The sequence below is a fragment of the Rhizobium sp. BK376 genome (genome assembly GCF_004341625.1).
GTDB lineage: Bacteria > Pseudomonadota > Alphaproteobacteria > Rhizobiales > Rhizobiaceae > Rhizobium.
Map to the genome: position 1 here is coordinate 407,550 of NZ_SLZG01000001.1, position 16,695 is coordinate 424,244.

The 16,695-nt window shown below is 60.0% G+C and carries 18 protein-coding genes; 15 read left to right on the top strand and 3 right to left on the bottom strand.

What is annotated here, in order from left to right; genetic code table 11:
* The first annotated feature begins 204 nt into the window (after nucleotides 1–204).
* The 5 genes from EV561_RS02100 (at nucleotide 205) to EV561_RS02120 (ending at nucleotide 4,523) form a co-directional block, all read left to right on the top strand.
* On the top strand, nucleotides 205–972 hold the full coding sequence (locus tag EV561_RS02100; RefSeq protein ID WP_132517115.1) for an SDR family oxidoreductase: 768 nt from the start codon (nucleotides 205–207) through the stop codon (nucleotides 970–972).
* Nucleotides 969–3,005 carry an excinuclease ABC subunit UvrC gene (gene uvrC, locus EV561_RS02105; protein WP_132517117.1) on the top strand — a complete coding sequence of 679 codons (2,037 nt, stop codon included), beginning with the start codon at nucleotides 969–971 and terminating at the stop codon, nucleotides 3,003–3,005. Before EV561_RS02100 ends, uvrC begins: the two co-directional genes overlap by 4 nt.
* 110 nt (nucleotides 3,006–3,115) lie before the next feature.
* On the top strand, nucleotides 3,116–3,706 hold the full coding sequence (pgsA, locus tag EV561_RS02110) for a CDP-diacylglycerol--glycerol-3-phosphate 3-phosphatidyltransferase (RefSeq protein ID WP_132517119.1): 591 nt from the start codon (nucleotides 3,116–3,118) through the stop codon (nucleotides 3,704–3,706).
* A complete protein-coding gene (gene moaD / locus EV561_RS02115; RefSeq protein ID WP_132517121.1) occupies nucleotides 3,703–3,957 on the top strand; it encodes a molybdopterin converting factor subunit 1 in 255 nt (84 codons plus the stop codon). Before pgsA ends, moaD begins: the two co-directional genes overlap by 4 nt.
* Nucleotides 3,958–4,061: 104 nt before the next feature.
* The gene (locus tag EV561_RS02120; protein ID WP_132517123.1) at nucleotides 4,062–4,523 is read left to right on the top strand and encodes a molybdenum cofactor biosynthesis protein MoaE; all 462 of its coding nucleotides are present in this window, start codon (nucleotides 4,062–4,064) and stop codon (nucleotides 4,521–4,523) included.
* 7 nt (nucleotides 4,524–4,530) lie between these two features.
* On the opposite strand, the gene EV561_RS02125 is transcribed toward EV561_RS02120, so the two are convergent.
* Nucleotides 4,531–5,427: a branched-chain amino acid ABC transporter permease gene (locus tag EV561_RS02125; RefSeq protein WP_132517125.1), complete on the bottom strand. Its 897-nt coding sequence runs from the start codon at nucleotides 5,425–5,427 to the stop codon at nucleotides 4,531–4,533.
* Nucleotides 5,428–5,491: 64 nt separating this feature from the next.
* Between EV561_RS02125 and EV561_RS02130 the strand changes: the two genes are divergently transcribed.
* Both EV561_RS02130 and EV561_RS02135 read left to right on the top strand, forming a co-directional pair.
* Nucleotides 5,492–6,040, top strand: a complete 549-nt coding sequence (locus EV561_RS02130) for a CGNR zinc finger domain-containing protein (RefSeq protein WP_132517127.1) — start codon at nucleotides 5,492–5,494, stop codon at nucleotides 6,038–6,040.
* A complete protein-coding gene (locus EV561_RS02135; RefSeq protein ID WP_132517129.1) occupies nucleotides 6,037–6,540 on the top strand; it encodes a hypothetical protein in 504 nt (167 codons plus the stop codon). The genes EV561_RS02130 and EV561_RS02135 overlap by 4 nt, the downstream gene beginning before the upstream one ends.
* 87 nt (nucleotides 6,541–6,627) lie before the next feature.
* Here the strand turns inward: EV561_RS02135 and ndk are convergent, their stop codons facing one another.
* Nucleotides 6,628–7,050: a nucleoside-diphosphate kinase gene (ndk, locus tag EV561_RS02140; protein ID WP_132517131.1), complete on the bottom strand. Its 423-nt coding sequence runs from the start codon at nucleotides 7,048–7,050 to the stop codon at nucleotides 6,628–6,630.
* 196 nt (nucleotides 7,051–7,246) lie between these two features.
* Here ndk and EV561_RS02145 point away from each other — a divergent pair, with 196 nt between their 5' ends.
* The 3 genes from EV561_RS02145 (at nucleotide 7,247) to EV561_RS02155 (ending at nucleotide 9,313) form a co-directional block, all read left to right on the top strand.
* The gene (locus tag EV561_RS02145; protein WP_132517133.1) at nucleotides 7,247–7,762 is read left to right on the top strand and encodes a DinB family protein; all 516 of its coding nucleotides are present in this window, start codon (nucleotides 7,247–7,249) and stop codon (nucleotides 7,760–7,762) included.
* Between the two features lie 203 nt (nucleotides 7,763–7,965).
* Nucleotides 7,966–9,015: a GGDEF domain-containing protein gene (locus EV561_RS02150; RefSeq protein WP_132517135.1), complete on the top strand. Its 1,050-nt coding sequence runs from the start codon at nucleotides 7,966–7,968 to the stop codon at nucleotides 9,013–9,015.
* A 127-nt stretch (nucleotides 9,016–9,142) separates the two neighbouring features.
* Nucleotides 9,143–9,313 carry an entericidin gene (locus EV561_RS02155; protein WP_132517137.1) on the top strand — a complete coding sequence of 57 codons (171 nt, stop codon included), beginning with the start codon at nucleotides 9,143–9,145 and terminating at the stop codon, nucleotides 9,311–9,313.
* A gap of 186 nt (nucleotides 9,314–9,499) precedes the next feature.
* Here the strand turns inward: EV561_RS02155 and EV561_RS02160 are convergent, their stop codons facing one another.
* Nucleotides 9,500–10,411, bottom strand: coding sequence for a phosphodiester glycosidase family protein (locus EV561_RS02160; RefSeq protein ID WP_245512562.1), 912 nt, complete (start codon nucleotides 10,409–10,411; stop codon nucleotides 9,500–9,502).
* Between the two features lie 317 nt (nucleotides 10,412–10,728).
* Between EV561_RS02160 and EV561_RS02165 the strand changes: the two genes are divergently transcribed.
* The 5 genes from EV561_RS02165 to EV561_RS02185 all read left to right on the top strand — a co-directional run bounded on the left by EV561_RS02165 (nucleotide 10,729) and on the right by EV561_RS02185 (nucleotide 16,669).
* Nucleotides 10,729–12,612: an ABC-F family ATP-binding cassette domain-containing protein gene (locus EV561_RS02165; RefSeq protein ID WP_132517141.1), complete on the top strand. Its 1,884-nt coding sequence runs from the start codon at nucleotides 10,729–10,731 to the stop codon at nucleotides 12,610–12,612.
* Between the two features lie 192 nt (nucleotides 12,613–12,804).
* Nucleotides 12,805–13,812, top strand: coding sequence for a hypothetical protein (locus EV561_RS02170; protein ID WP_132517143.1), 1,008 nt, complete (start codon nucleotides 12,805–12,807; stop codon nucleotides 13,810–13,812).
* A gap of 251 nt (nucleotides 13,813–14,063) precedes the next feature.
* Nucleotides 14,064–14,960, top strand: a complete 897-nt coding sequence (locus EV561_RS02175; RefSeq protein WP_132517144.1) for a polysaccharide deacetylase family protein — start codon at nucleotides 14,064–14,066, stop codon at nucleotides 14,958–14,960.
* A gap of 104 nt (nucleotides 14,961–15,064) precedes the next feature.
* Nucleotides 15,065–15,991, top strand: a complete 927-nt coding sequence (locus EV561_RS02180; protein WP_132517146.1) for a Gfo/Idh/MocA family oxidoreductase — start codon at nucleotides 15,065–15,067, stop codon at nucleotides 15,989–15,991.
* Nucleotides 15,992–16,156: 165 nt separating this feature from the next.
* Complete coding sequence (locus EV561_RS02185; protein ID WP_132517148.1) at nucleotides 16,157–16,669, top strand: hypothetical protein; 513 nt, start codon at nucleotides 16,157–16,159, stop codon at nucleotides 16,667–16,669.
* Nucleotides 16,670–16,695 lie beyond the last annotated feature (26 nt).

The following is a 16,695-nucleotide window of genomic DNA, read 5'->3' on the forward strand; positions in this document are numbered from 1 at the left end:
AATTTCGATGTTGCTTCATCGCAACACAGAATCTATTAACCTTAATCATCCGTAAATCCAAGAATACATAAATTTACCCAACTATTTCTAAAGCTTTACACAGAACAACAAAGGTATGCATCGAATAAGGACAGGCCTTTTCAGATGATGTACCGGCATCCTATATGTGTGACGGTTGGGTAACGGCAGTGAAAAGGCAAGAACTTGAGCGACGGTAAACTGCGCAGCGCACTGATCACGGGCGCATCCAAAAGAATAGGCCGGGCGATTGCAGAAGATTTGGCGGCTAATGGCTTCGGCGTCGTCATTCATGCCAACCAATCGCTGAAAGAGGCCGATGCCTTGGTGACGGAATTGCGGCAAGCCGGCAAAAGGGCAATTTCGGCACGTGCGAATTTAAGTGATATTGCCGAAACATCGGACCTCGTCGAAAAGGTCGTATCCGAGTTCGGACCGCTCGATCTTCTCGTCAATAACGCCTCCATCTTCCAGGGGGATACGGCCCACCAATTCGATGCCGCGGCATTCGACGCCCATTTCGCGGTCCATGTTCGTGCGCCCTCGATCCTTGCCGCAGCCTTCGCACGCCAATTGCCGAAGGGTGCCCACGGCCTCATCGTCAACATCATCGACCAGCGCGTTTGGGCGCTCAATCCACGCTTCTATTCCTACATGCTGTCGAAGTCCGCGCTCTGGACGGCGACGCAGACCATGGCGCAGAGTTTTGCCCCCAATATCCGGGTCAACGCAATCGGGCCGGGGCCGACCATGCCGAGCGAGCGGCAATCGAAAGAGGATTTCCAGAGGCAGGTCGACGGGCTGATCCTGAAAGCCGGCCCGGGCCTCGACGAATTTGGGCGGACGATCCGCTTTCTTTTTGACACGCCCTCGATCACGGGCCAAATGATTGCCCTGGATGGCGGCCAGCATCTTGCCTGGCAGACCCCGGACATCTTGGAGAGCCTGGAATGAATGGACGAAAGCTGCCGGACGGCGGCGTTCTCTATGACGAATCGGAAGAGATCGAAGACGACATCGAGGTGGAAAGCGATGCCGCCCCCTCTCCCATTGCAGCCGTCGACTGGAACGAAGGCGGCAAGAACGAGAGCGGGCTGAAAGGCGCCGACCTGATCGCCGAGTTCGTCAAGCGGCTGCCGAACAGCCCCGGCGTCTACCGCATGTTTAACGAGGCCGGCGACGTTCTCTATGTCGGCAAGGCCCGCAGCCTGAAGAAGCGCGTCGGCAACTATGCGATGGGTCGCGTCCACTCCAACCGCATCGCCCAGATGGTTCGCCAGACGGCAAACATGGAATTCGTGACGACGCGCACGGAAACCGAAGCGCTGCTGCTGGAAGCCAACCTGATCAAGCGCTTGCGGCCGCGCTTCAACGTGCTGCTGCGCGATGACAAGTCGTTTCCCTATATCCTGATCACAGGTGATCACCGCGCGCCTGCCATCTTCAAGCACCGTGGCGCGCGGGCGCGCAAGGGAGAGTATTTCGGTCCCTTCGCCTCAGCGGGCGCCGTCGGGCGCACCATCAATTCGCTGCAGCGCGCCTTCCTGATCCGCACCTGCACCGACAGCGTCTTCGAGACGCGCACGCGGCCTTGCCTGCTCTACCAGATCAAGCGCTGTTCCGGCCCCTGCACGCACGAGGTCAGCGATGCGGGCTATGCCGAACTGGTGCAGGAAGCCAAGGACTTCCTTTCCGGCAAGAGCCAGAACGTCAAAGCGCACATGGCCGAGGAGATGAACGCGGCCGCCGAAGACCTCGATTTCGAGCGGGCGGCGATCTATCGCGATAGGCTTGCCGCGCTATCCCATGTGCAGAGTCATCAGGGCATCAATCCGGCCGGCGTCGAGGAGGCGGATGTCTTCGCGATCCATCACGAAGGTGGGATTTCCTGTATCCAGGTCTTCTTCTTCCGCACCGGGCAGAACTGGGGCAACCGCGCCTATTTCCCGAAGGCCGATCCGCAGTTGTCAGGCGCCGAGGTGCTGAACGCCTTCCTGGCGCAGTTCTACGACGACAAACCGGTGCCGCGGCAGATCCTGCTGTCGGAGACGGTCGAGGAGATCGAACTGCTGGCGGCTGCTCTCGGCGAAAAGGCAGGCCACAAGGTCTCGATCCTGGTGCCACAGCGCGGAGAGAAGAAGGATCTCGTCGATCATGTCGTCGCCAATGCCCGCGAGGCGCATGGACGCAAGCTTGCCGAAACGGCGTCGCAATCGCGACTCCTGGAAGGTTTCAAGGAAACGTTCAAGCTTCCCTACACCCCGCAGCGCATCGAGATCTACGATAACTCCCATATCATGGGCACGAATGCGGTCGGCGGCATGGTGGTTGCCGGGCCGGAAGGCTTCGTCAAAGGCCAGTATCGGAAGTTCAACATCAAATCGACCGACATCACCCCCGGCGACGACTTCGGCATGATGAAGGAAGTGATGACCCGGCGCTTCTCGCGCCTGCTGAAGGAAGAGGGAATTCCCGACCGCAGCGCTGTGCCTTCGGCGGCCGATGCGGCCGACCTGCCCTTCCCCGCCTGGCCCGACGTTATCCTCATCGACGGCGGCCAGGGACAGATGACTGCCGTACGGGCTATTCTCGAAGAGCTCGGCATCACCGACAGCGTGATCGCCATCGGCGTCGCCAAGGGCGTCGACCGCGAAGCAGGACGCGAACGCTTCTTCCCGCCGGGCGGCGATAATTTCACGCTGCCGCCGCGCGATCCGGTCCTCTACTTCATCCAGCGTATGCGCGACGAGGCGCACCGTTTCGCGATCGGCTCACATCGAGCACGACGCAAGAAGGAAATGGTGAAAAACCCGCTCGACGAGATCGGCGGGATCGGCCCGTCGAGAAAGAGAGCATTGCTGCAGCATTTCGGTACCGCGAAGGCGGTTTCGCGGGCGGCGCTTTCGGACCTGACGGCGGTCGAGGGTATCTCCGAGGCTGTCGCCAAGCAGGTTTACAATCACTTTCACGACGACGCCGCGAAATAAATCCGCGCAGTCGCAAATTCCACGCAATGGCGACGAAAAAACAGAAACAATGTTGACGCTAAAGCTCTAACACATCATCTACCGCTCCGACCCCAGAGAAAACGGTTTCCATGGCATCGCGCGCATATAGCATCCCCAATCTGCTCACCTATGGCCGCATCCTCGCCGTGCCGCTGATCGTGCTGTGTTTCTTCGTCGAGGGGAAGCTGGCGATCAGCAACACATCGCGATGGGTGGCCTTGTGGATTTTCATCATTGCCTCGATCACGGATTACCTCGACGGCTATCTCGCGCGCATCTGGAACCAGACGTCGAATATCGGCCGCATGCTCGATCCGATCGCCGACAAGCTCCTCGTCGCCGCGGTGCTACTGCTCGTCGCCGCCGACCAGACGATTGCGGGCTGGTCGATCTGGGCGGCCATCATCATTCTTTGCCGCGAGATTCTCGTTTCCGGCCTGCGCGAATATCTGGCGGCGCTGAAGGTCAGCGTGCCCGTGACACGGATCGCCAAGTGGAAGACGACCGCCCAGATGGTGGCCATCGCCTTCCTGCTCGCAGGCCCCGCGGGCGACGAGATTTTCCCTTATACGACATCGCTTGGTATATTGCTTTTGTGGGTCGCGGCGCTGCTGACGATGTATACCGGCTACGACTATTTCCGCGCCGGCCTGAAGCATATCGTGGATGACGAAGCATGACGCGACTTGTCTATTTCGCATGGGTGCGTGAACGCATCGGCAAGGCGGAGGAAGAAATGTCCCTGCCATCAGAAGTCGTGACCGTTGGCGATCTATTGAATCATCTCAAGGGACTGGGCGAGGAATATGAGATGGCGCTTCAGTTTCCCGAAGCCATCCGCGTTGCCATCGACATGGAACATGTCGAGCACGACGAGCCGATCGGGAATGCCCGCGAGATCGGGCTGTTTCCGCCGATGACTGGGGGGTGAGGAACGATCCGGCGGAGCCGGAGCAATCGATCTAGTGAATCGATTGCAGTGACGAACGCCCGGAGCCATGCAAAGGGCCGGGAAGTGTTGCATAGGAAACGCCCATGACCCCCACCATCCGCGTCCAACGCGAGGATTTCAACCTCCAGGCCGAAGTCGACAGACTGACCAACGGCCAACCCGGCATCGGCGCCGTCGTCACCTTTTCCGGCCTCTGCCGCGACGAAGGCGGCACGCTCGGGGCGCTGGAGTTGGAGCACTACCCCGGCATGGCGGAGGCGGAGATCACGCGCATTGCCGAGATCGCCATCGAGCGCTTCCACCTGCTGGGACTGACGGCCATCCATCGCTACGGCAAGATCGTGCCCGGCGAAAACATCGTGCTGGTCATCGCTGCGGCGTCACACCGGCAAGCCGCTTTCGACGGCGCCAATTTCGTCATGGATTTTCTCAAGACCTCCGCGCCCTTCTGGAAGAAAGAGCACGGACGGGACGGCACGGAAGGCGACTGGGTGACGGCAAGAGACGCTGACCAGACCGCCCGGGACAAGTGGCATAAGCTCTAAAGTCTTTCTAGGGTATCGCCCGCTCGCGCCGACTAAGCACCAGAACCAGAACGAGCGCCGAGAAGATCACCATTTCACGCCACATGAGGGGGCCATAGGCACCCCAGAGGGTTTCGGCCACGCCGACCAATGCAGCCCCGCCCGCCGATTTCAGCGGATCGGAATAGCCGCCGGCGGCGGCAATCATCAGGACCTTGAGGCCGAATAGCAGGCCTACACTGAAATCCATCGTGCCGTAATAGGAGGTCGACAGGATGCCGCAGAGCGTGGCGATGAGCGTCGATGCCCCATAGGCCACGAGGAAGACACGGCCGGCGCTGGCGCCGCACAGTTCGGCGGCGAGCGCATCGTCGGTGACGGCACGCCAGATGCGGCCCCAGGACGTGTATCGCATGATGGCGGCTCCACAGAGAACGATTGCGGCCATCAGCCCAATATTGAGAAGCTGCAATTGGGTGAGCGCCACCTTGAAGGCGCCGTCGTCCCAGAAGACGATCGACCGACTCATCAGCGGCGGCAGCCAGATGCTGCGCGCATTGGAAGCAAGCCGCGCCGTTTCGCCGAGGACGATGACCATGCCCAACGCTGCGACGATGACGGTGTTCGGCGATTTCTTCGCCAGCGGCTGCATGATCGTCCGGCCGATGAAGAGCCCTGCCCCGACAGTATAGACGGCAGCCAGTGCGCCTCCGAAGGCAATCGCCGCAGGCAGGACCAGAAACATCCGGTTGTAGCCGAAATCGGTAAAGAGCAGCAGGAGCTGGCCCGAGAAGGCATAAAGCGCGCCATAGCTGATGTCGGCACGGCGTGTGACGCCGAAGCCGATGGCATAGCCGAAAGCAAGCGCCGCATAGAGCGCGGCGAGCGGAACGGCATTTGCCAACTGCTGCAATAGATAGGCCATGGAGAACTCCGGCGATCGTCAAATAATAACTGGCAAAATTGCTTTTACCAGTTATATTTTGACCATGAGCTTTTCCTGGACCCCCCACCGCTTTTCCGGCGGCGCACTGGCGCTCGATGTCGCCAACAGCGTCATCCTGCGGCATGACGAGACGCGCCGGATCGATCGCTTCGAGGCACCGGGGCAGATTGAGAGTTTTCCGAAGGCGGCCGCCAATTTCTGTGCCGAGCGGGCGCTTTTCGGCGATATAATTCCTGTTCATGCGGACGGCAGACCGGGCTTCATCCGGCTGCGCGAGATGATCGACCGCTATTTCCGCGCCCGCGTTCTCAAGGAGCCAAGCAACGGGCTTCTGGCCGAGCTGCTGGCGGCGCTGTCGGAAACCTTGAGCCGAGCGCAATCACCCGAGGGACTGGATGCGGCGACCGTACATTCGACGCTGCGGTTGATCGCCATGCCCGACGAGGAACGGATGAAGATCTGCGGCAATTGCGGCTGGCTCTTCATCGACCGCAGCAAGAACAAAAGCCGGACCTGGTGCGACATGGCCGTCTGCGGCAACCGCGCCAAGGCGAACCGGCACTATCGCCGCAAGAGAGAGGAGGCGCCATGAGGAACCGTTTGATCACCGTGATGGCTGCGGCCGGACTTTTGCTCTCGGCCTGTCAGAGGCAGGCGGAGAACATGCTTGAGGTGACCGGTCATCTGTTCGTCTTCAACTATCGCGTGGCGAGCGCCACCTATCTACTGACGCTGAAGAAGACGTCACCGATCCCCGATGGGTCGAAGCTCGTTGCCGAATTCGAAAATCCGCAGGGTGGCGCGCCTCTCGTCCTGGATCAAAAGATTTTCCCGATCGATGAAAACATCTCGCTTCAGAGCGAGAACCTGCATTGCGTCCGCAAGGACCGGCCCTACTCCGTTAGCGTCAAACTGGTCGACAAGGACGGCAAGGTCCTGCAGGAGCTGAAGGCGGAATTTAAATCCGACGTCGATCAGTCGATACTGCCGAGCAAGCCGCTCGTCGTCGGCGCCGGTTATGAGAAGAACCCCGAGGTCTTCAAGGCCGATGGCACGACCGATTTTTCCAATACCGACAAATGCCCGGCATAGGCTTCACGGCACAACGCAAAAAGCCGGGACGAGCCCGGCTTTGAGGAGTCAATTCAAGGCATTCGCGCGGAATGCTGAAAGGCTGAATCAGCCGACGATTTCGGTGTCGGAGAACCAGTACTTGATTTCCTCAGCAGCGGTTTCCGGAGCGTCGGAACCGTGAACCGAGTTTTCGCCGATCGAGAGGGCGTGAACCTTGCGGATCGTGCCGTCAGCAGCGTTGGCCGGGTTGGTTGCGCCCATGATTTCGCGGTTCTTCAGGATGGCGCCTTCGCCTTCGAGAACCTGAACGATCGTCGGGCCCGAGGTCATGCCTTCAACGAGTTCGCCGAAGAAAGGACGATCCTTGTGAACGGCGTAGAAGCCTTCAGCTTCGCGCTTGCTCATCCAGACGCGCTTGGAGGCGACGACGCGCAGGCCGGCATCTTCGAGCATCTTGGTGATGGCGCCCGTCAGGTTGCGCTTGGTGGCATCAGGCTTGATCATCGAGAAGGTGCGTTCAATCGCCATGGGTCAAATCCTCTGTTTTACTGGAAAAGTGGGCGGTCTTTACCTGCCCCTTTGCCCGAAAACAAGGGGGACGCGCCAATTTCACGCCGCTGTCACAGTCGAGCGCATCGTCCCGCCAGGCAATTTCATGACTGGCGCCTAACACAACATTCAATTCATCCTTGAAATCATTTCATTGCCACGGAGGGAGCAAACAATGCCGAGACATCTACAAATGTTCGCGAACTATAACCGCTGGGCGAACCGCCTGCTTTTCGACGCCGCCGCCACACTGACCGACACCGAATACCATAGGGACATGGGCGCATTTTTCGGCTCGCTTCATCGAACGCTGGATCATCTGATGGTTGCCGACATGATGTGGATGCACCGCTTCACCGGGTCGGGCGACCTGCCGCAAACGCTCGGCATCGCGCTATACGAGACGCTGGAAACGCTTGATGCCGCCCGGCAGCGGCTGGACCAGCGGATCATCGACTGGGTCGCGATACTGGACGAGGCCGCACTCTCCCGCGACATCACCTACAGGCCCGTCACCCGGCCGATGGAATTCACCCATCCGCTTGGCCCGACACTCTTTCATCTCTTCAACCACCAGACCCATCATCGCGGCCAATGCCATGCCATATTGACCGCGCTCGGCAAGCCGAGCCTGGAAATGGACCTGATCTATTTCCTGCGCGGCGACGGTCAGGAATGGCTCTACGGCTAAATCCGGACCTCATCGCCCAACCATCCCTGATGAGTGCAGGTGACAGTGCCCGCAACTTCGCGTTAACTTCATCTGCTGATAGAGCAGGAAAATCATACCCGTAGCGCCCGGCGTTCATCCGGTTTTAACTGCCCACCCGGCTATTCTTATCGCAAAGAACCAGGGCCCTGAACCAGCGGGCCGATGCCGAACAGGGGGCAGGGATGGCTCATTCACATGCGGGCGCATTGGCGCACCATAGCGGAATACAGGACGCGGAAGCGCCGATCGATCTGCAGAAGATCGGCCACTACATGGCCAAGCTGAAGGTCCAGGGGCTGCCGCGCAACTATCAGCTCTTCCACGAAGCGCTTTTCGGCCATAACCGCGAGATCGCCGCCGAGATCGGCGCGCTCGGCTCCAATCCTTCCCAACCCATGCTCGACGAGATCGGCCTCAAGCATCGGCTCGTCAGCCATTGCGGGTTGGTGGCGGACAAATCCAATGCCGACGCCGCAGCGATGTTGCGCGAGGTTGCCAGCCAACTGAACGAGGGACTGCAAAAGAAGCAGGGTTTCATGCGCGCCGTCGAAACCGTCGCCCATTCGGTCGCGGAGGACCAGAACCAGAGCCTTGCCCAGTTCACCGCCGAGATGGATTTCCTCAACGCCTCGCTGACCAACCTCATGCTCTACGAAACCGAGCTGACGGAGAAGCTGAAGGACGAGATGGAAAAGCTGGAGGCGCTGGAGTCAGGCAATGCTGCAATCCGCGCCGCCGCTGCCACCGATCGCATCACCGGGCTGCCGAACCAGATCGCCCTCATCAACCGGCTGACTGACCTTTACGAGGACGGTCGCGAGGCCGGCACCGCGCTCTTCCTCGTCGATATCGACGACTTCCGCGCCTTCAACAACAAATATGGCCCCCAGCCTGCCAATCATCTCCTGAAGAAGCTGGGCATGGTCTTCCGCAAGTCGGTAAAGAAGAACGATTTCGTGGCCCGCCTCGGTGGCGACGACTTCAGCTTCATCTTCAGCGATGTCGGAACGGAGGATGCGCTGGCTATCGCCACGCGCTTGCGCGCATCCGTCGAGGAAAATCTGGTCTATGCGACCTCCGACAAGACCGACCCCGGCAGGCTGACGATCTCGATCGGCATCGCACTCGGCACGGACGCTTCATCGGCGGCCCAGCTGATGGGCCATGCCGAGAAGGCGCTCACCGCAGCCCAGGCCAATCGCCGCAAGCCGATCCAGATCTTCCAGCGATAAGGCGTCTACCAGTTGGTGAAATTGCCTGAGCACCAGGGATTGATAATAAGGGCATGCACCGCTCGCCGCGCGAGGAACTAAATCATTGCGAGATCGTTATGCGACCACCGCAACCGGGAGGTCCGCCATGCTCAAAGTTTCGCTCGCTGCCGCTTTAATAATAGTCGCCACACTGTCGTCCTGCGCCAATACCGCGAAAGGAATGGCAACCGATGCGAAACAGACCGGACAGGCGCTGGGTTCCAGCACAAGCGACGTCATGAAGGCGGGCGCAAAGGGCAACAAGGCTGCGCAATAAGCTGCGTCGACTGTGGCCCCCGTCCGCCGGGTGAACGGCGGAGATGCATCCCTGCCTGCCGACTTCGGCTAAAGCAGCATCGTAATTATGATCAGGTATTTCCTCCCGTATTGTTGAGGCGCCTGCTTCTCGACAATGCCAGCGTCTCGCTACGCACCGGAACGAGGCGGGAGTAGGGATGGCATATCAGCCATCCCCTCGCCGCTCGACCGTCAGTACCATGGGCATCGCCCAATTCGCGCTGCTTATCGGCCATCTGAGAAGCCTGACCTCGTCGCCATAGACCTGTGCCTCCCATTTCGCGTAGAATTTCCGCTGAAATCCATTCAGCCTCACGCTTTGGCAGGCGATCGGGCCGCCATCGAAGTTCAGCGCGATCTTCAGGTTCAGTGGCGATGCCTTCAGGAAATCGGCGAGGCGATCGAGTGGAAAGAAGGCTTCCTTGGTCGTGCCGACAATCATACGTCCATCGCCATCCTTGGCCACGAAGGTTCGGTTGGCGAGCCATCGGCTCTTGACCGGCACATGTGTCTCACCGTCAGGCCCGAGCAACAGCGGATAGGACACCATTGCATTGGTTGCACCTTGAAAAGCCGTTTGCCATGTCTGTGCGGACAGATCCTTGATGTCCGCGAAGCCGTCACCGGCAATGAAAACGCCGGCCTTGGCATCGTAGTCTTTCGGCCCCATCGGCACACCCTCGCTTAGCATCGGCGTATCCGGCGCACCTTTGAGATTGTAGTAGCTGCCGTTGACGATCAGCACCGCTTTCGGAAGTACCTTCTCCCATTCGTCGATGCCCATATTCCCGGCCGGCGCATTGCGCGCCACGAAGCGATATAGCGCGGGATCGATGCGATTGAGCAGGATGGTATCGACCTGACGGCCACCGACCATGACGGGAAGCTCGGAGACCTCGAAGCCCTTTTCCACCTCGCGCCAAGCAAACGGTCCGGCTGTGGCGACAGGTTCGGGATTGCTGAGGGATAGCTGCATTGCCGGCGAAAGGCGCGGATCATCGGCCTTGATGCTGATCCAGTATGTGCCGCCTCTCCGCCATATCGAATTGAAGCCATAGGCGGCCGACCGATTCCACAACCAAGCCGAAGCTCCCAGGACAACGACCAAAACAATGCCTACTGCTGCAAAGAAGACTCTGACTCTCAACGACATGTGATACTCTGAATCTAAAATTCTTCTTAAAATGGCGTTTTCAGAAATTTCACCGGAAGAGTTGCAGTCTGAACAAAGCTTTTTTGCGGCAACAATTCCGGCTCAAGACGATGCGCCGGCGGAACTCGTGCCTCCGACTGACCAAGTGGATGGACGACGCCGTGGATTTACAGCCAAACAAGCTATTCGCGTCCACCCGCTGAGCCCTTGCCTTCCCCGCCGACTTCGGCCAAAACCGCGCCATGATCACGATATCAGACATTTCCGCCCGTATTGCCGGGCGCCTGCTTCTCGACAATGCCAGCGTCTCGCTGCCCTCGGGCACAAAGGCAGGCCTGGTCGGGCGCAATGGCGCGGGCAAGTCAACGCTTTTTCGCATCATCACCGGCGATCTCGGCGCGGAGACCGGATCGGTCTCGATCCCGAAGAATGCGCGCATCGGCCAGGTGGCGCAGGAAGCGCCGGGCACCGAGGATTCGCTGATCGAGATCGTTCTGTCAGCCGACAAGGAGCGCACCGCGCTGATGGCGGAATCGGAAACCGCGACCGATCCCCACCGCATCGCCGAAATCCAGATGCGTCTTGTCGATATCGATGCACATTCGGCGGAAGCCCGCGCGGCCAGCATCCTTGCCGGTCTCGGCTTCAGCCAGGAGGCGCAGGCGCGCCCGGCATCCGCCTTTTCCGGCGGCTGGCGCATGCGCGTGGCGTTGGCCTCCGTGCTCTTTGCCGAACCGGACCTTCTGCTGCTGGACGAACCGACCAACTATCTCGACCTCGAAGGCACGATGTGGCTGGAGGATTATATCCGCCGTTATCCGCATACCGTCATCATCATCAGCCACGACCGCGACCTTCTGAACAATGCCGTCAACTCGATCGTGCATCTGGACCAGAAGAAGCTCACCTTCTATCGCGGCGGCTACGACCAGTTCGAGCGCCAGAAGGCCGAGAACGACGAGTTGCAGATGAAGGCGAAGGCGAAGAACGAGGCCGCCCGCAAGCATCTGCAGAGCTTCATCGACCGGTTCAAGGCGAAGGCTTCAAAGGCCCGGCAGGCGCAGAGCCGCGTCAAGGCGCTGGAGCGCATGGGCACGGTTGCGTCGGTTATCGAGGATCATGTCCAGCCGATCACTTTTCCGGAGCCAGACAAGCAGCCCGCCTCCCCGATCGTCGCGATCCAGGGAGGAGCCGTGGGCTACACGCCGGGCAATCCCATCCTGAAGGGCCTCAATCTCCGCATCGACAATGACGACCGCATCGCGCTTCTCGGCTCGAACGGCAACGGCAAATCGACCTTCGCGAAATTCATCTCCGGACGGCTTGAGCCAGAGAGTGGCGCGGTCAAGCTCGCTCCCAGCCTGAAGATCGGCTTCTTCGCGCAGCACCAGCTCGACGACCTCGTTCCCAACGAGACGCCGGTCGAACATGTGCGCCGCCTGATGCCTGATGCGCCCGAGGCGAAGGTACGCTCCCGCGTGGCGCAGATGGGCCTGGCGACCGAGAAGATGGCGACGGCCGCCAAGGACCTTTCGGGCGGCGAGAAGGCGCGCCTGCTGATGGGGCTTGCCGCCTTCCATGCGCCTAACCTTCTGATCCTCGACGAGCCGACGAACCATCTTGATATCGACAGCCGCCGGGCGCTGATCGAGGCGCTCAATGACTACGAGGGCGCCGTCATCCTGATCTCGCACGACCGCTATCTGATCGAGGCGACCGTCGATCGGCTCTGGCTGGTCAACAACGGCACGGTCACGACCTTCGAAGGCGATATGGACGAGTATCGCGACCTGATCGTTTCTTCCGGTAAAAAAAAAGAAGAAAAGCCGCAGCTAGCTGAGGACGCAGGCTCGAAGGCCGACCAGCGTAAACTGAATGCGGACCGCCGCGCCTCGCTCGCGCCGCTCAAGAAAAAGATCAACGAAATCGAATCCTTGACGGCGAAGCTGGAGAAACAGATTCAGGCGCTTGATGCAGAACTTGCAGATCCGGCGCTCTATGAAAAGACCCCGGCAAAGGCTGCCGACAAGGCCAAGCAGCGTGGCGAAGCGGCGGCAAAGCTGGCGGCTGCGGAAGAGCAATGGCTGGAACTTTCGTCGGAATATGAAACGGCGATGGCGGGTTAAGTCTAAGGGCCTGCGGGATTATTGCGCCCTAGCAGACGGCAGACACCCTCTTCACGTTGGATCAAAAATTGCGATTCACGAAGGAGTGAATGGCATGATTTGGAGAAATTTGATCCGAATCACGCTATCCGGTTCCATCACGGGTGGCGGCGCACGGCTGCCGAGCCCGCTTTTTTTGGGAAAGCTGATCACGTGCGGTCGACCTCAAGCCACTGGACTATTCGCAAGACTATCGGCCTCGCCGGCGTAGCGGCCCTCCTCTTTTGCGGCCCGCAAGCCTCCGTCGCGGCACAGCAGCCGAGCGTTCCGGCCTGGCTCAGCGCGCATGTCGGCTTCGGGCCGGGGCAGATCGCCTGGCCTGTGCTTTCGAGAGCGCGCGCGCTCTACATGCAGCGCGTCAGCGAAGGCAAGGTGAAGAACCCCTGCTACTTCGCGATGGACGCGACGAAGCCGAACGATCCGAGCGGCGAGAAGACAGGCGGCCGGTTCTACGTCATCTGCGAGGCCAGCCAGTCGTTTCGCGCCATTTCGGCCGGGCACGGCAGTGGCCGCGACCTGAAGGGTGCCGCCGATTTCTCCAATGGGCGGGAATGCGCGCGGAACTTCGGCAACGCCATGGATTCAAACCTGACGACCGGCGGCTCCTATATGACCAGCGAGGTCAAGACCACGTTCAAGGGCTATTACCGAGCTTCGGGCATGAAGGATGCAGCCTACGTGCGCTCGTTTCTGCAGTTTGACGGGGAAGGCGAAACCGCCAATGCCCGCCAGCGCGCCATCGGCGGCCATGCGGCTGCAAAGGTCTCGGGCATATGCATGATGAAGAACCCGCAAAGCCCCTATGCGAACCACGACGGATATGTTCCGTTCGGCACGCTGGTGACCTATGCCGGCGGCCGCAGCGACGGCTGCACCAGTTGGACACCCGCCGACGCCACGCAAGTCATGTCCATGACGAAGGACAATCCGACGACGCTTTATATCTACCCTGAATCGGCAGATATCGCCGCGGTCGCCAAGGCTGTGGGAACGCACGCCTCGTTGAGCCAGGCCGGGCTCTACTGGAACGACGATTGCCTGAAGGAAATCAGCACTCCGAAATTCTGGCCGAAGACGACGCTCGAGCCGATCATCGTCAAATACAAGCAGGACCATCCGCCACCGCCAAGCAAGCCTATTCCGATCTGCGCGACGCAGTAAGGCGGGGCCACAGGAGCAATCCTTTAACGGCTGCAACGTCTGACCGCTGCGTGTCTACGGGCGCGGGCTGGTATGGCGTTGGCCATCCCTTGCGCCTGAAATCGGCCGGAAGCGTCCCGTATGCCCCAAAGACACACTCCCTGTTTTGGTCCGCGTCTAAGGCCGGTTTCCCGCTCAATTTAAACCGAACGTTAACCATAATCGGAAAAATTACGCCCAACATTCATTGATTTATATGTTGAACGGTTCCGATGTCTTTTCGCGTACTGCTGGCAAGCCTTGCCATTTCCCTCTCCGTTGCCGGCTGTGCGACCAAACCTCCGGAATCAGCGGCTTCGCTGAAGACGGCCTATGCGGCGTCCCCCACCGAAACGAAGGCTCTGAAAGCCAACGATCCTGTTTCGATGGAGCCTTCCTCCTGGGGCGGCACACAAACCGCCGAGTTGGACCCGGTCACCACGCATTCCGTCTTCGGTCATCATCTCGCGGGGCGCACGCTCTACGTTTCCTCGCTCAGCGACATCAAGCTTGCCGACAAAGAAGTGATCCTGACCTTCGACGACGGCCCGATGCCCGGCAAGACCGAGCATATTCTGGCCGCGCTCGACGAATTCGGCGTCAAGGCCTCCTTCATGATGGTTGGAGAGATGGCGCAGGCCCATCCGGAGATCGCCCGCAAGGTGCTCGCCGACGGCAATACGATCGGCAGCCATACGTTCAAGCACCCCGATCTCGACAAGATGAGCTTCGACCAGGCGATGGCCGAGATCCAGCGCGGCGAAAACGCCGTGGTGAAGGCCGTCGGTTCAGACGTCAATTTCTTCCGCTTCCCCTATCTCGCCGATTCGAAGAAGCTGCGCGCTGCCGTTGCGATGCGCGATCTTGTCGTCATGGATGTCGATGTCGACAGCAAGGACTATTTCAGCGTGACGCCCGTCGCTGTCATGCAGCGGACCATGAACGAGCTGCACAAGCGCGGCCGCGGCATCATCCTGATGCACGACATCCACACGCGCACCGCAGCCATGCTGCCGACCCTGCTCAACCGGCTCGAAAGAGAGGGATACAAGGTCGTCACGCTGCGCTATAACAAGCGGCCCGTGTCCTCGGACGTCGTCGCGCAGGCGGACACCCGGACGATCCGCTGATCGCCGCGGAGAAACGTTTGCCGGCCTTGCTCGCGGCCGGCTTTCTGCTACAACACCCGCAATAATCATACTTTTCGAGTGAACCATTCAGAGCGAGCAAGCCCATGTCTGCCATCAACCTTGCCATCGTCGGCGTCGGCAAGATCGTCCGCGATCAGCATCTTCCCTCCATTGCAGCCAATGGCGATTTCAAGCTTGTGGCGACCGCGAGCCGGCACGGCACCGTCGACGGCATTCCCGCCTATACCTCGATCGAGGCGATGCTCGAGGCAGAGCCCTCTATCGATGCCGTCTCGCTCTGCATGCCGCCGCAGTATCGCTATGAGGCTGCCTACAAGGCGCTCGTCGCCGGCAAGCACGTCTTCCTTGAAAAGCCGCCGGGCGCGACGCTTTCCGAAGTAGCCGACCTGCAGGAGCTTGCGGACAAGCAGGGCGCCTCGCTCTTTGCCAGCTGGCATTCGCGCTATGCGGCCGCCGTCGAAGCGGCCAAAAGCTTTCTCGCCTCGACAACGATGAAGAACATGCATGTCATCTGGAAGGAAGACGTGCGCCACTGGCACCCGAACCAGGAATGGATATGGCAGGCCGGCGGCCTCGGCGTCTTCGACCCAGGCATCAATGCGCTGTCGATCGTCACCCACATCCTGCCGAAGCCAATGTTCCTCACCGCCGCGACCCTGGACTTCCCGGAAAATCGCGACGCGCCCGTTGCTGCCGACCTCTATTTCCGCAATGCCGATCACGTGCCCGTCCATGCCGAATTCGACTGGCTCCAGACCGGCAAGCAGAGCTGGGACATCATCGCCGAAACCGAGGCGGGCCGCATGGAACTCAACGAGGGCGGCTCGAAGCTGTCGGTCGATGGCGAGCTGAAATTCTCCGCACCCGAGGCCGAGTACCCGGCCCTCTACCGCCGCTTCGCCGAGATCACCAAGGCCGGCACGTCAGACGTCGACCTTGCACCCCTCCGCCACGTAGCCGACGCCTTCATGCTCGGCAAGCGCAAGGTCGTGGACGCGTTCTACGACTGAGAAGGCCGCCGAGATTGAAAAAGGCCTGGGATCGACCCGGGCCTTTTGTCGTTTTGCCGTCGAAATCCTGGAATCGGATGACGGCGACATCAGCCTGCCATTACGCCTTTTTTGAGCACTGGCATCCATCTTGCGCAGAATCACGGGCACGGGCATTTTCCAGATATGGCGTTTTTCCTGAAAGAGCTCTCCATCGCGATCGGTCTTCTGACCAGTGACCATTCACCGGTCGCCAATGCCGACGGTTGGAAAGACTATGTCTGGAGAATTCGCCCCGTTGATCAGTGCATTGCCAAGGATAAAAGAGGCTTCTGCCGGATCGTCGACGACAAGTGGGACTGGAAAAGGGACCAGCACTACAGCTTCGCTTTTCATATGGATGCGAAGTCAAACACGCTGACCGGCAATCTTAGCCTGGACAATCGTGATCCGATCGACGACGATTTTGTCTGCGTCGTCGCCATCTTCACCGACAAGAACGATGACGAAGTGGCTGTTCTTTATCAGAACTGGCATTCGCTCCATGGCCGCTCGATCGAGCGGGACGTGCCGGTGCGCCCTTCCCTGCCCGTCAGCTCGATCGTCAAGGTCGCGGTCGGCTCGAAGCAATGCGATGTTCATGCTTCGCCCGATGCGGCAAACTTCTATCGGACACGGCTGCAGCTGAACCAGCGATGAGTTGCCGGGCATCATTGCCGGTCGCT